The sequence below is a fragment of the Roseofilum sp. Guam genome (genome assembly GCF_017746735.1).
Lineage (GTDB): Bacteria > Cyanobacteriota > Cyanobacteriia > Cyanobacteriales > Desertifilaceae > Roseofilum > Roseofilum reptotaenium.
Genome location: NZ_JAGHZN010000044.1, coordinates 28,436 through 42,815 on the forward strand (window position 1 = coordinate 28,436; position 14,380 = coordinate 42,815).

The following is a 14,380-nucleotide window of genomic DNA, read 5'->3' on the forward strand; positions in this document are numbered from 1 at the left end:
TGGGTGAGTTCTCGAAAAGAATTGATTGATCTTGAGCTAGGGATCTGAGTGAGCGATCGCCCTTTGCCATGGGATTTCGATCACACAAACCGTCCCCTCGATCCCCGTTGAATCGTGGTCATTTCTTCCACATTGGGGAATACGCCCACGCCCACAATACCTGGTAGTGAAGGTTTTACTTCCACTTTCACCACCCTAGCCATACAGATCCAAATGGTGCGATCGAACAAATGAAACGTTAACCAGGGACGTTCCAAGAGCAAACTCACCTGCTTTTGAAACTCCTCTGGAGCAATGGGTAAACTAAAAGCCTCTGATTCTCCCGTATCGTAGAAAAATGTAATTTCTGTTGCGTCTGTGTCTTCAGAATACATCAGCGATTTACTCCACACTACTCTATCCTGGATACCATTGTACCCCTTAATGGAGTATGAAAACACCGTCCTGCTTCGGTGGAATAAAGGGGACGAAGCAGGAAGAGAACCTCAGAGGTTTACTACGAGTTGATCTAAGTTTGAAGGGCTATGGCAGAGCGCGAGGACTGAGGGGAACAAACTCCCCGTGATGAGTGAGTCCGAGTAACATGGGTTGATTGGGGTGAATGGGATTGCCAGTAATGGCACAGCGTTCTTCTTGATGAGCGATCGCCTCTATAGTAGAGCGAATGTCTTCCGGATAATATTGACACTGATAGTCATCCGATCGCTGTTGCACATAATTCCACAGAATATCTCGCACCATAGCTTGATAGCCCTGATTGCCAGCCAGTTTCTTGAGCTGTTGTTTGAGTTCTTTTTCTAAGCGGATGCTCGTAACTTCCATATCGGTTGTTGATGTTCTTGGGAGGGTGTACATGATTTTTTTCCTCAATGGGTGGACAACTCTGTAATATCAGTGTAGTATTTAAAAGTCAATCCTTACACCTTAGAGCCAAAAATTCCCGTGATTCCTGATTTTGCCCGATCGACCAACTCTAACCATAGCCGCGATCAATACGGCTTATGTGGCCTAAGTCTCTATGGAGAAATGGGCGATCGAAGTAAGAATATAGGAACCATCGAGATATCTTGCGGTTTTAGAAATCATTCTGAACCCTGGGATACCATAATCCCGGATGTGCTACAGGCAAACATCCGAACTGATCAGCGAAGCCAAAGGTACAAATTAGAGAGTGTACCTGGGTAAAACTCAAAGCATTCTCCTGTTGTGTTTACCCCCGCTTCGTTCCTAACCCGAAGCGGGGGTAATTTTATGAGGAACTTAGTCGTGACCAGTGCAACCCATGTTTTAAGTCAATCGGTAGTCGTATTTTCTAAGAACTACTTACCCGTCAGTCGGATCGATCTTAAACGAGCGATCGCCCTTTTGGTAACTGGAAAAGCCGAACCTTTAGATTTAGTCAAAGGACAAGAATGGATGGTTCGCTCTCCTAATTTAGTACTGATGGTTCCTGAACATATCCGATTGACTTTTGCGGGGACAGAGGGCATTTGGAAAACACCGCCCGTTAACCGAAAAGAACTGTTACGGCGAGATAAACAGATGTGCCAATACTGTGGCAGTAAGAAGAATTTGACGATCGATCATGTGATCCCTCGGTCAAAAGGAGGTCAACACAGTTGGGATAATGTGGTGATTGCCTGTCAATCTTGTAATTCTCGCAAGGGCGATCGCACCCCAGAACAATCCGGCCTTAAACTACGAACTCAACCGAAAGCACCAATCCACCCGGCCGTGGCGTTTGCGGAACAGTTCTGGAGAGAACATCAAAGAGACCTGGATGCGTATGGAGGCTAGGAAATATGTTGAAGTTAACCTATTTAGATAATGATTTTCATCTAGAGCGCTTTGCCACATCCCTGGAAGATTGGGTCACCGCTCGCTTAACCTTTCTGTTGCGCGTGGGTGAGCCAATCTCCCTAGAAAAGACAACAGCCTCTTTCCTACTGCCTGCGGATTTACCAGAAATGCGCTTATTAGAAACCCAGGTACGCCGTCAGGTTGATGACCGGATTACGTTAGATCGGGTAGATTGCGATTACAGGGAAGTCAGCTTGCGAGGCACGTGGTTAACGTCTAATCCTGAAGCAGAAGAAGGAATCTTCTTAGTTGAATTAGGCGATCGTACGGAATTCTTTCTCTTCCACCTCTGGATGGCATCTAAAACTCAAACCGCGATGAAAAATTAATTTCAAAAGCCCCTAGCGCGATCGCCTGGGGCTTTTTCCGTTGAGCGATCGCATGTTCAAGCCACACCAAAATCTGTGTATTGACGCACATGGGGAGGATGGAAGCCTAAAATGATATCCTGTGGGGGAACCCCTAGCTCTACCAACTCTTCAGCTACACAAATATTGGTTGCGTCATGTTGAATCCAGATTTTGCCGTCAATAATATCAATATGAATCACCGAACCATGGACGCGCCGTTGGTTATCCCAACCTACATTCATCAGTTCATAGCGATCTCGCTCCAAATCAAGGATCACTTCCGGTTCAATCTCCCCATTAGACGGTTTGTATTGCCCATATTTGAGGATCAGATTACGAACCAGTTCGCGATAGTTCTCTAGGGTATCCATTGGATCAATCTCCTTGCGACTTCATCAAAAATCATCAGTTTGATATCCCAATTTCTTAAAATAAGCTGACCTAACTTTTCCGTCAAAATCGTTTCATACGTTCGTTTGGGAACTGCAAGATAGAGCATTCGTTCCGGTTGCAGTTCTGCTAGGATGCTTTGATATATTCCATACTGTCCCAGTGCATCTCCCAGATCGGTTACTGGAGAAGACTTGAGGAAACTTTTAATTTCAACAGCTATTTTACGATTTCCCTTTTGTGCGGCGATCGCACTTCGTTCTGCGCCCAGATCGACGAATAAATCCCGACCTCCATAAGATAAATAGAGTGGATCATCCGTAATTGTCTAACCTTCATCGATCAAAAGTTGGACAACAAGATTATGGTAGAGATCCTTAGCAGGCATGGAACCGACTGTTACTTATAGTCTAGATTTTATGATATCGCAATAAATGCCCCTCCTTGTCTGTGCCCGAACCCCAAGAAAAAACTCAGTTCCCGTCATTTAGAGAACCGAGCCTTGAACCTCGGTAATTTTTTACCCGTGGATTATAGAAGACATGAGCCTTTACACCGCTTCAGCCTCTTGGACCTCAACCGCATCTACCTGAAACGCAGCCTGAGTTTTTTCCCGATCTAACTTCAAATACAACACCCCTAACGGAGGTAAGCACAACTCAACCGAATAGGGATAATTATGGAACCACCACTCATCAGTCCATTTACCCCCCAAATTCCCCATATTGCTACCGCCAAACTCATAGGAATCACTATTAAACAACTCCGTATAGAATCCTGGCTCAGGAACTCCAATTCGGTAGTGGGAATGGGGTTGAGGCGTAAAGTTACAAACAATCACTAAAAAGTCATCGGATTCCTTATCCCGACGGATAAAAGAAACCACACTATGATTATTATCATTACAATCAATCCAAGAGAACCCTTCTTGATTAAAATCCTGAGTATAAAGAGCTGGCTCGCTACGATATAGAGCATTAACCTCACTCATAAACTTCTTCAGTTTTTGATGCTCTTCATACTGCAACAACTGCCACTCTAAATCGCTCCACACATTCCACTCATTCCACTGGCCAAACTCCATGCCCATAAACAACGTTTTCTTGCCAGGGTGAGCATACATATAACTAAACAGAGCGCGGACACTAGCAAATTTTTGCCAATGGTTCGGGTCATCGGTTGGCCCAGGCATCTTACCAATAATGCTACTCTTACAATGCACCACCTCATCATGGGAGAGCGCCAGCATAAAGTTCTCACTATAGTGATACATAATGCTAAAGGTGACATTATTTTGATGGAACTGCCGGAACCAGGGGTCAAGACTGAAGTAGTCCAACATATCATGCATCCAGCCCATGTTCCACTTCAAATTGAAGCCTAAACCACCAACGTAGGTCGGCCAAGAAACCATCGGCCAAGAAGTCGATTCTTCCGCCACCGAAATCGTTCCAGGGAAATAACTAAATACGCAATGGTTAACTTGGCGCAGAAAATCAGCCGCTTCAATATGTTCATGACCGCCATATTGATTCGCAACCCATTCCCCATCTTTACGCAGATAATTCAGATAGAGCATGGACGCAACTGCATCGACTCGCATCCCATCAATGTGGAATTTATCAAACCAGAAGAGGGCGTTGGCCACTAAAAAGTTGCGGACTTCATTGCGGCCATAATTAAACACTAAGGTTCCCCATTCCTTATGTTCCCCTTTCCGAGGGTCAGCATGTTCATAGAGATGGGTGCCATCAAAGAACGCCAGACCATGACCATCTTTGGGGAAGTGTCCGGGAACCCAGTCTACCAATACCCCGATGCCATTTTGGTGACATTGATCGACAAAGTACATGAAATCTTGGGGCGTTCCAAACCGAGAGGTAGCGGCATAATAACCCGTGACTTGGTAACCCCAACTACCATCAAAGGGGTGTTCGGCGACGGGAAGTAGTTCAATATGGGTAAAACCCAGTTCTTTAACGTAGGGAATTAGTGTATGAGCCAGTTCGCGATAGGTGAGGAAGCGACCACCAGGATTAAGTTCTGAAGTGATGACAACCGGTTCAGTTTCACCATTGGGTAGTTTAGCGGGTTCTTCTGAAGAGGCATGGAGCCATGACCCTAAATGGAGTTCGTAGACAGAAACCGGTTTGTTTAAGGGGTCAGTATTCCGTCTCTCTTCCATCCAGTCGCTATCCCCCCAGGTGTAGTCATCTAGGTCAGTAACGATGGAGCTGGTTTTGGGCCGGACTTCTTGTTGGAACCCATAGGGGTCTGATTTTTCGTAGATGTGTCCGTGAGGGTTTTTGATTTCGTATTTGTAGAGGGTGTTTACACCCAGGTCAGGAATGAAAAGTTCCCAGACTCCGTTACCCGTGCGTCGCATTTGGTGCTGACGGCCATCCCAGTTGTTGAAGGTTCCAAGAACGGAGACGTTTCTGGCGTTGGGGGCCCAAACGGCAAAGTAAACTCCTTTTACACCATCAACAGTCATGAGGTGAGCGCCGAGTTTTTCGTAGATGCGGTGATGGTTTCCTTCGGCAAACAGGTGAATATCAAATTCGGTGAGTTTGGGAGATTTGAAGGCGTAGGGGTCGTAGATGATGCGCTCGTGTTCGCCTTCTTTGATTCGCAGTTGGTAGTTACTTAGTTCGGGGATGTCAATGTTGCACTCGAAGAAGTGGGGATTATGTACCGACTGCATGGGGTATTCTTGGCGTTTTTCCGGCAGTACCACGGATACAGATTCGGCGTTGGGTTGATAGGCTCGCACGACCCAGGTTGATTTACCGTTATTTTCTATTTTGTGGGGGCCAAGAACTTCAAAGGGGTCATGATGTTGGTTCCATACAATGCGATCAATTTGGTCGGTGGCAATGGTCATTGACATTTAATTATCCTTCCTTAAGTTTAAGAAATTTGATTGGGTTTGGTGGGTGTCCCCAACTGGGTCGGGATGATTACATTTTCTTTATATTTGACCATAAATCCTATACCAATAGGGAAGAATTTGGGGATTGGGGGATAACCCTGGGGACTGTATCACATTACCTTTAAAGGTTGGCTTTGGGAATCAGGTGAAGGGGGAATGAGTAAGGGTTAATCGCCCATTCCTCCCATTCCCCTATTCCCCTAGCTCCCTAACCCTGGGGGTAAGGCTTCCCCACAAAGTTGATGGATTTCCTCTATTCTTTGAAATAACCAGGGATATTGGGTTCTGTAGTGGGGAATCAGGGCTAGGGGACTGAGGAGAGCCGCGGCTGCAATATCAGCAATACTAATCTGTTGGCTAACAAGATAGGGTTGATTTTGCCAGGAGTCGCCCAGGATTTTCAGGCCTAATTCTAAGCGTTGGCTGGCGAGGGCAACGGCACGGGGGCCGATGTTATATTGTTTTTTGACAATTTGAATGACGGCTTGGCTAAACCAGGAGGGATCAATGGATTTTCCCTCTCCAGAGCGATAGTGATAGTAAATGAAGCGGGTGGCAACGCCTAGACTTTCGTCGAGCCAGTCTTCGAGAAGTTCGGCTTGCTGCTGTTGGCGGCGATCGCCTAAAATTAGAGTGCGATCGGGATGCTCTTTCTCCAGATAGTGCCAAATTTCAGTCGAATCTCCAATGGCTTGGTTCTCTGATAACAGTACTGGTACAGTTTGCCCTCCCGTTAGGGGTTTGACGCGCAGAATGTGAACCCCAGGAGTTAGGTTTTCTACGTCATAAGTAATTTTCTTATAGCCTAGAATTAAGCGGGCTTTGCGACAGTAATGAGAGGTACTAAATTGCAGTAGACGCATTCTTATTCCTTTCCATAAAGATATTCAATCACTTGGTTAAAGTAAATTTCCGCCACCTTGTCTTCTGGACAAAGTCGTAAACATTCTTCAAAATATTCAGCAGATTGATGAAATTGCTGCAAATAGTAATAGGTTAATCCTTGTTCAAATACCGTTTTTGTTTGCATTTTTGCCCTTCGGGTAGACACCGGGTCGGCATTAAAGACTTCAAACACAGAAACCCGTTCCGATTTGCCTTTCACTCTGACTTTATCAATAATTCTGATTTGATAGTTAGAGTCATGTTGAAGGCGTAAAAAAGTATGTTCAGAAATGAGTAAAGGAACCTGATAATTTTTGGTCAGTCCTTCTAGTCGGGAAGCTAAATTAACGGCATCACTAATGACTGTACTATCCATACGGTTTTTACCCCCTACAGTTCCAATCATCATTAAACCTGTATTAATGCCAATCCCAATTTTGAGTTTAGGTCGTCCTGGACGACCGCGTGTTTCATTATAGCTATTGAGTTCATTGAGCATCGCAATTGCTGCTTGCAGGGCATTATCTGCACTCCCATGAAAGATGGCCATAATGGCATCTCCAATATACTTATCAATAAATCCATTATTCTCAACAATTGGAGTCTCCATCCGGGACAAATAAGCATTAATAAACTTAAAATTATCTTCAGGACTCATGGCTTCTGATAAACTGGTGAAGTCTCGGATATCAGAAAATACAATTGACATTTCCTGCTGAACATGATTACCGATATCTACATCTAAGATACTCTCTTTATGCAAAAGCTGAATGAATTCTTGAGGAACAAATCGACCGTAAGAATTTTTGAGTTCCACCTCTAAGTTTAAGGCATTTTCTAAGTCACTTAAGGCAATTTCTAAATTAGTATTGACCTCAAACATATCTTCAATAAACTGTTGTCGCTCGGCTTCTGCTGATTTGCGCTCAGTAATTTCCTCAATAAAACCTTGATAATAGAGAAAATTCCCTTCTTGATCGTAGACACTACGGGCATTTTCAGAAATCCAAATTACTGTCCCATCTTTTCGATAAACTTCAGACTCAAATCCTGAAACTTCATGATTTTTATCCATTAATTCCAGAAAGTTTTGTCGCTGTCCTCGATCGACATAGAGTTGTTCTTCTATATTGACAATCCCATTAATGAGATCTTCGGGAGAGTCATAACCATAAATTCTGGCTAAAGCTGGATTAGCACTAATATACTTTCCATCAGGAGTCGCTTGAAACACTCCTTCTAAAGCACTTTCAAAAATTCTACGATATTTATCTTCTGCTTGCTTTAAAGATTCAATTAAATGAGCTTGTTCTTGATTGAGTTTTTCTAGATCCGAATTTGCTTTTTGTAACTGAATATTAGTCTCAATTAACATTTGTTCTTGGGAATAGCTATTCAGCGCTTCCCGAATGGTTAATCGCAAATCTTCAATTTGCCAAGGTTTGGTCAAATATCGATATAAGTTCGCATAATTAACTACATTACGAATCCCTTCAATATCGGCTTGCCCAGTCAGCATGATTTTAATTGTTTTAGGGCAAATCTCATGAATTTTTTTCAGCAGTTCATCCCCTTTCATTCTGGGCATCATATAATCAGAGATGACCAGAACTACTTCACTATTTTCTGCTAAACATTTGTGGATAACTTCTAAAGCACCACTCCCATTTTCTGCCAACTCTACTTGATAAGATTTACCAAATTCTCGTCTCAACATTCTCTTGAGACTATCTAAAATAAAATGCTCGTCATCGACACATAAAATTACCGGTTTATTCATAACGAATTTGAGTCAGAAAAAATCAAGTAAAATCAGTTTACTTTTAGGAATAAGATAAAACTTAATCTTGCCCATACATCTGAACTTTCTGGAGTCCTGATTTGATGGTTTCGATTAGTTTATCCTGCTTCCAAGGTTTAGCTATATGTTGATAAAGGTTGGCATGTTTTTGCGCTCGTTCAATAGCTGACTGATCGGCTTGTCCCGTTAACATCACCTTAATCACTTTCGGAAATTTTTGATGAACATGAATTAAAAATTCATCCCCTTTTACACCAGGCATAAGCCAATCGGAGACAATGACAATTAAATGATTATCCGTTTCTTGGAGTTCTTCAATAATCTCCCACGCTTCATCGGCACTTTCTGCTAGTTCATAAATATAGTTATCTAAGAAAGCATTTTTAAGTTGAATTTTCAGACTATTAAGAACGACACTTTCATCATCAACACATAAAATAATGGGCTTAGGCATGGGAATTCACCTCCTGAGTGGATAAGGGTAAGGAAACGATAAATTGAGTATTCCCAGGAACTGAGTTCACTTCTATTTTACCTTGATGCTTATGAATAATTTTTTTGACGATATCCAATCCTAATCCACTTCCTTCTCCCGGGGACTTCGTTGTAAAAAAAGCATCAAATATTCGGGGCATATTTTCCGATGATATCCCTGGGCCTGTATCGGTGATTTTGACATGAACATACTGTTGCTCTGGGAAAACATCAATGAAAAGAGTTCCTTGATAGTTCATGGCTTGCAGAGCATTATGGATCAAGTTAGTCCAAACCTGATGTAGTTCATCTGGATAACACCAAATTGGTGGAGTATCTTTGTAATTTTTAACCACATCAATTCCTTTTTTAAGCTTATTTTGATATAAAGTCAGCACCGTTTCTATTCCTGAATTAATTTGGGCGAGTTCTTTACTATTATGTAAGTCATGTCGGGCATAACATTTAAGGGCGAAAACAACTTTTGCCGCTTGATCGGTAGCCGTAGAGACTGTTTTTACGCTTTTCTGAATACTAGAAATTTGATAGACCATATTGAGGACTTTATCGTTCTCTGGTTTTGCCAGTTCAGGAATAATATCGGTGATTTTGTCATAAATTCCTATATCGACTAAGGTGTCAGCGATCGCGTCAGCTTCAGGAATGTGATAAGCTTCAAGCTGGCGAACTAATCCCTTTCGATTTTTTCGTTTTTCTCTACTCGATATATGATCGTTAGATTGGTCTATTTGATTGCTAAGTTGATAGAAGAATTTTTTTCGATCAACTGTCATGGTTTCAAAAAAATAAGGTAACTCTTCGAGAGTGCGATCAAAAAATTGAGTTAGGTTATCTACAGATGCCCGAATTGCGCCTAGGGGAGTATTGATTTCATGGGCAACTCCAGCAATGAGTTGTCCTAGGGCGGCCATTTTCTCGGATTGAATTAACTGGGACTGGGTTAATTTCAGTTGTTCTAGGGTTAGTTCTAGTTCTTGATTTTTCTGCTGGAGTTGATTTTGCAAAAAGATGTTGTCTAAATGGGTTTTTACTCGCACTAAAACTTCATCAATTTCAAAGGGCTTGGTAATATAATCAACGGCTCCCAAATGAAATCCTTTGACTTTATCGAAGACTTCATTCATGGCGCTGATGAAAATGATGGGTATCGATTGGGTTTTGGGATTATTTTTGAGCCGTTGACAGACTTCATAACCACTGATCTCCGGCATCATGATATCGAGAAGAATTAAATCAGGAGGACTTGCTTCAATGGCAGAAAGGGCTAAATTCCCACTGGGTACTGGTCGGACTTTATAGGAGTTTTCACGCAGAATTTTCACCAGAAGTCTGAGATTTTCCGGAGTATCATCAACGACTAAAATATCGGCTTTAGGAGATGAAAAGGGCTGAGAATTCATACGTTTAAATAAATAAGGGAAGTTCAATAATAAACTAAAGTGTAAGGATTGAACCGGTGCCAGAAGTGCCTGTAAGTAGACTAAGCTAGTCTTAGGATATAGAGACCAATTTAGGGGATTGGCTCCGGCATATCTTCAGGAAAGCCTCCGGTTTGTCCATCTCTCGATAATCTGATGCTCGCAGGGTAACCCCCAGATAGTAGACTAAACAGTACCTAGGCTTGACCCCATTGTAGAGCCACAGGTCGTTGTACAAAACTCTAATTCAGAAGCACACTTGAACCTATGACCACAACCGATCCAGTAAAGTTGATGAAACAAGAGGTGGGTAAAGCCGCAGCATCCAAGGTAAAATCAGGGATGATTGTTGGCCTAGGAACCGGATCAACCACTGCTTATGCCATTGAATATATCGGCGATCGCCTAAAATCGGGCGAAATTGAAAATATTCTTGGTATTCCCACCTCCTTTCAAGCGGAAGTTCTGGCTAGACAATATGGTATCCCCTTAACTACCCTCGATGTAATCGATCGCATGGATCTTGCCATTGATGGCGCTGATGAAGTTGATCCTAACAAAAACTTGATTAAAGGCGGAGGCGCTGCCCACACCCGCGAAAAAATTGTCGATACCTTGGCCGACCAATTTATTGTAGTAGTAGATTCTGGTAAGCTCGTCGATCGCCTTGGCTCTACCTTCCTCCTACCCGTTGAAGTGATGCCCATGGCTATGACAACTGTGATGAAAGCCTTAGCCAAACTCGGCGGTAAACCCCAACTGCGGATGGGAGTGAAAAAAGCAGGGCCAGTGATCACTGACCAAGGTAATATGGTCATTGATGTCAAGTTTGACTCGATTGATAACCCGACTGAACTGGAAAAAACGATTAATAATATTCCTGGAGTCCTAGAAAATGGGCTGTTTGTTGGTGTGGCTGATGTGATCCTAGTTGGAGAAGTTAAGGACGGTCAACCCTCAGTTCGGGAGTTTTAAGCGCTACGCGCTGGTAATAGGTAATGGGTAATAGACCTAATTTACCTATTCCCTATTTCCTATGCCCCCCTCAAAGCACCCCCGAAGACCCTAAATTTAAGATAAACCGGGCAATATTGAAATAGATTAAGACCCCCAAAACGTCAACCGCCGTAGTAATAAACGGTGCAGACATCAGGGCTGGATCAAGACCTAGAGAGCGGAAGATAAAGGGTAATCCGGAACCGGCTACAGACGCTAAAATCGAAATCCCTAACAGAGACATTCCCACAGCGATCGCAATGGCGAAGTTGACCTTGAGCAAAAATAGCGCTCCTAGGGTGGCTAAAATGCCCAAGGTTACCCCTAAAATCGATCCGGCTAATCCCTCCCGGATCACCACTTGAGGCATACCTAGAGACCGAATTTCGTCCGTATTCAGCCCCCGAATGACCACTGTTGAGGACTGCGATCCCACATTCCCCCCAGTTCCCGTCAATAGGGGAATAAAGGCCGAAAGGACAGCATATCGAACAATTAATTCTTCCTGCGATCGAATAATAAACCCAGTGACAGCATTAGTTCCCAATAAAATCAGCAGCCACATCACCCGTCGTTGAGCTACCCGCCATAAGCTCATCTGGAAATAATTATCACCATCTGACTGAACCCCCCCAAAGGCATAAATATCTTCCGTGGCCTCCCGTTCAATAATATCAATTACATCATCAACGGTGATAATTCCTACCAATCGTTCTTCCCGGTCTACCACAGGAACAGCCAAAAAATCATAGCGCTGAATGAGTCGAGCGACTTCTTCCTGATCCGTATTGGTGTGTACAAAAACGGTATCGCTGGTCATCACTTCACCAATTTTCTGATCGGGTTGGGTGATGATTAAATCTCGTAGGGAGACAATTCCAGTCAGACGACGGGCACTATCGGTGACATACAAATAAAAGACCGTTTCACTCACATGGGATAAATTCCGAATGCGTTCAATGCTCTGGCTAACCGTATACTCTTCCTTCAATGAGATATATTCTGGGGTCATGATCCGACCCGCAGTATCCGGTTCATACCCCAGAAGTAAATTCGTTGTCGCCCGTTCTGAGGGACTCATATGATCGAGTACCCGTCTGACAATTTTGGCAGGGAGTTCGTCAAACAGCCTCGCTCGGTCATCAGGAGACATTTTATCGACAATATCGATCACTTCTTGGCGCTGAAATTTTTCTAAGAGGGACTGTTGCACTGAAGAGTCGAGATTTTCGTAAACATCGATCGCCTCTGCTTTCGAGAGTAACCGAAAAGCGATCGCCTGCATTCCCTCTGGTAACCCTTCAATGGCTTCTGCGATATCAGCCGGCCGCACAGGCACTAAAATCGCTTTAGCACCCTTATAATCTTCTGTTTCCAGGAGGGCTTGCAGTTGTTGGCGCACCAATTCTCGTAACTCACGACGAGAGGGCAGGGAGGTTGTTGTTTCTTCAGTCACGGGTTCCCCTCCTAAACTGAGTTGATGGCTGGATCTAGTTTAGTGGGTCTTGTGCCGGATTTATAGATAAGGGAATGGGGAAGTGGGGAAGATGGGAAAATGGAGATTACCCATTACCCATTACCTATTACCCATTTTTAATTGAGATGAAAATTCTGTTAGTTGATGATGAAGTTGCCTTAACCGAGTCCCTCAGTCAAGTCCTTAGGCGAGAAGGATATGAAGTCGATATCGCCACGAATGGAAAGCAGGGAGAACAGTTAGCGACCACTGGAGACTATAATTTGCTCATTCTCGATTGGATGTTACCCCATCGATCGGGGTTGGAGATTTGCCGATCGCTGCGAAATGGCAAATTGGCTACCCCAGTTCTATTTCTAACCGCGAAAGATACCTTAGACGATCGCGTGATGGGACTCGATAGTGGGGCAGATGATTATATGATTAAGCCCTTTGAGTTGCGGGAATTCTTGGCTAGGGTACGGGCATTATTGCGCCGTTTTTCGACTCCTCACCCTTCAGTGTTGCAGGTGGAAGACTTACGATTAGATCTCGATAATCAAATGGGCGATCGCCAGGGACGCTTAATCCCATTATCCCAAAAAGAATGTCATCTGCTCGCCTATTTTATGCAACATCCCGGTCAACTCCTTACCCATAACCAAATTTATCGAGCTACCTGGAGCACCGAGGAATCACCTAATAGTAATGTTTTAGCCGCTCAAGTGCGTTTGCTACGCCGAAAAATCGAATTACCTGGAGAACCCTCCTTAATTCATACCGTTTATGGCAAAGGTTATCGGTTTGGCAGCCTGGCCGATTAAAATAGAGCAAATGTATTCTTAATATAGAGCATAGACTATATACAGACTATCGCTTCACCGCTAAAATCCCTAATGCGAAGTTGACTTGAGCGCATCGTTATCTCTGTTCCCCTTGCTTGAGTGCAGTACAATGTTAAAGAGAATTCGTTTCTTAAAAAGAATAAATTTACAAACCAGGCTGTTTTTAGCTTTTCTAACCCCCACCTCGATCACTTTGCTCACTATCATACTTGGAGTACTAGCAGTCAATCGATTAAATAGCTATAGTTACCAATTAAGTGAAAATAATTTGCCCAGTATTGATGGCTTAGCGTGGATGTTAAGCCGGAGAATTTCCCAGCCGATTGATCGACAGTTTAACACCTTAATCAAGGATTTGGAACTTGCCCGTGACACGCTAGAAGAAAAGGTGAAAGAACGTACCCAAGAATTACAGGAATCCCTACATCGTCTCACAAAAACCCAATCGCAACTGGTTCAAGCTGAAAAAATGTCAAGTTTGGGGCTATTAGTTGCAGGAGTCGCGCACGAAATTAACAATCCAGTAAGTTTCATTTACAGCAATCTCACACATCTACAAGAGTACACTCACAATTTGCTCGACATGATGCAACTTTACCAAAAGTATTATCCCAATCCGTCGGCTGAAATTCAAGCTGAAGCTCAAGAAATCGATCTCGAATTTGTCCAGGAAGATTTACCTAAAATACTAGACTCGATGCAACTTGGGACCGATCGCATTCAGAAAATTGTGCTGTCGCTGCGGAATTTCTCGCGTTTAGATGAAGCTCAGTTTAAGGCTGTAGATATTCATGAAGGTATCGACAGTACTCTACTAATTTTGCAATATCGTATCAAAGCGAACTCTGAGCGTCCTCAAATTGAAAAAGTACTATAATATCAAATCCTTAAATGTTTGCTACAGATAATGCCTCTAATATAAAGTCCCATCCGGCGATCGATGCAATCTCGG

At 43.3% G+C, this 14,380-nt stretch carries 14 protein-coding genes and 1 pseudogene; 5 read left to right on the top strand and 10 right to left on the bottom strand.

All coding sequences use genetic code 11. The features are described from left to right. Positions 1-80: 80 nt before the first annotated feature. Both J7529_RS17380 and J7529_RS17385 read right to left on the bottom strand, forming a co-directional pair. Positions 81-374, bottom strand: coding sequence for a hypothetical protein (locus tag J7529_RS17380; protein ID WP_271944898.1), 294 nt, complete (start codon positions 372-374; stop codon positions 81-83). A 148-nt stretch (positions 375-522) separates the two neighbouring features. Beyond that, positions 523-855: a hypothetical protein gene (locus J7529_RS17385; RefSeq protein WP_271944900.1), complete on the bottom strand. Its 333-nt coding sequence runs from the start codon at positions 853-855 to the stop codon at positions 523-525. 396 nt (positions 856-1,251) lie between these two features. On the opposite strand from J7529_RS17385, the gene J7529_RS17390 reads away from it, so the two are divergent. Both J7529_RS17390 and J7529_RS17395 read left to right on the top strand, forming a co-directional pair. Next, positions 1,252-1,797, top strand: coding sequence for an HNH endonuclease (locus tag J7529_RS17390; protein WP_278003212.1), 546 nt, complete (start codon positions 1,252-1,254; stop codon positions 1,795-1,797). A gap of 5 nt (positions 1,798-1,802) precedes the next feature. Next, positions 1,803-2,189: an alr0857 family protein gene (locus J7529_RS17395; RefSeq protein WP_318699451.1), complete on the top strand. Its 387-nt coding sequence runs from the start codon at positions 1,803-1,805 to the stop codon at positions 2,187-2,189. Positions 2,190-2,245: 56 nt separating this feature from the next. Here the strand turns inward: J7529_RS17395 and J7529_RS17400 are convergent, their stop codons facing one another. From J7529_RS17400 to J7529_RS17425, 7 genes are all read right to left on the bottom strand, one after another. After that, entirely contained in the window at positions 2,246-2,581 is a 336-nt protein-coding gene (locus tag J7529_RS17400; protein ID WP_271944904.1) for a XisI protein, read from the bottom strand. Continuing rightward, positions 2,569-2,925, bottom strand: a complete 357-nt coding sequence (locus J7529_RS24790) for an element excision factor XisH family protein (RefSeq protein WP_271944992.1) — start codon at positions 2,923-2,925, stop codon at positions 2,569-2,571. Before J7529_RS24790 ends, J7529_RS17400 begins: the two co-directional genes overlap by 13 nt. 225 nt (positions 2,926-3,150) lie before the next feature. Continuing rightward, positions 3,151-5,490: a 1,4-alpha-glucan branching enzyme gene (gene glgB / locus J7529_RS17405; protein ID WP_271944907.1), complete on the bottom strand. Its 2,340-nt coding sequence runs from the start codon at positions 5,488-5,490 to the stop codon at positions 3,151-3,153. Positions 5,491-5,732: 242 nt separating this feature from the next. After that, positions 5,733-6,395, bottom strand: a complete 663-nt coding sequence (locus J7529_RS17410) for a glutathione S-transferase (protein ID WP_318730024.1) — start codon at positions 6,393-6,395, stop codon at positions 5,733-5,735. Positions 6,396-6,397: 2 nt separating this feature from the next. Next, positions 6,398-8,197 (bottom strand): adenylate/guanylate cyclase domain-containing protein, encoded by a 1,800-nt coding sequence (locus J7529_RS17415; protein WP_318730025.1) that lies wholly within the window; start codon positions 8,195-8,197, stop codon positions 6,398-6,400. Between the two features lie 61 nt (positions 8,198-8,258). Next, entirely contained in the window at positions 8,259-8,672 is a 414-nt protein-coding gene (locus J7529_RS17420) for a response regulator (protein ID WP_271944913.1), read from the bottom strand. Continuing rightward, positions 8,665-10,113 carry a response regulator gene (locus J7529_RS17425; RefSeq protein ID WP_318730026.1) on the bottom strand — a complete coding sequence of 483 codons (1,449 nt, stop codon included), beginning with the start codon at positions 10,111-10,113 and terminating at the stop codon, positions 8,665-8,667. Before J7529_RS17425 ends, J7529_RS17420 begins: the two co-directional genes overlap by 8 nt. Before the next feature lie 285 nt (positions 10,114-10,398). Here J7529_RS17425 and rpiA point away from each other — a divergent pair, with 285 nt between their 5' ends. Further along, positions 10,399-11,106: a ribose-5-phosphate isomerase RpiA gene (gene rpiA / locus J7529_RS17430; RefSeq protein ID WP_271944919.1), complete on the top strand. Its 708-nt coding sequence runs from the start codon at positions 10,399-10,401 to the stop codon at positions 11,104-11,106. 70 nt (positions 11,107-11,176) lie between these two features. Here rpiA and mgtE read toward each other — a convergent pair whose 3' ends face one another. Beyond that, entirely contained in the window at positions 11,177-12,583 is a 1,407-nt protein-coding gene (mgtE, locus tag J7529_RS17435; protein ID WP_271944921.1) for a magnesium transporter, read from the bottom strand. Positions 12,584-12,729: 146 nt separating this feature from the next. Between mgtE and rppA the strand changes: the two genes are divergently transcribed. Both rppA and J7529_RS17445 read left to right on the top strand, forming a co-directional pair. Continuing rightward, the gene (gene rppA, locus J7529_RS17440) at positions 12,730-13,407 is read left to right on the top strand and encodes a two-component system response regulator RppA (RefSeq protein ID WP_318730027.1); all 678 of its coding nucleotides are present in this window, start codon (positions 12,730-12,732) and stop codon (positions 13,405-13,407) included. Positions 13,408-13,804: 397 nt separating this feature from the next. After that, a pseudogene (locus J7529_RS17445) lies at positions 13,805-14,299 on the top strand (sensor histidine kinase); the annotation flags it as partial. Between the last annotated feature and the right edge of the window lie 81 nt (positions 14,300-14,380).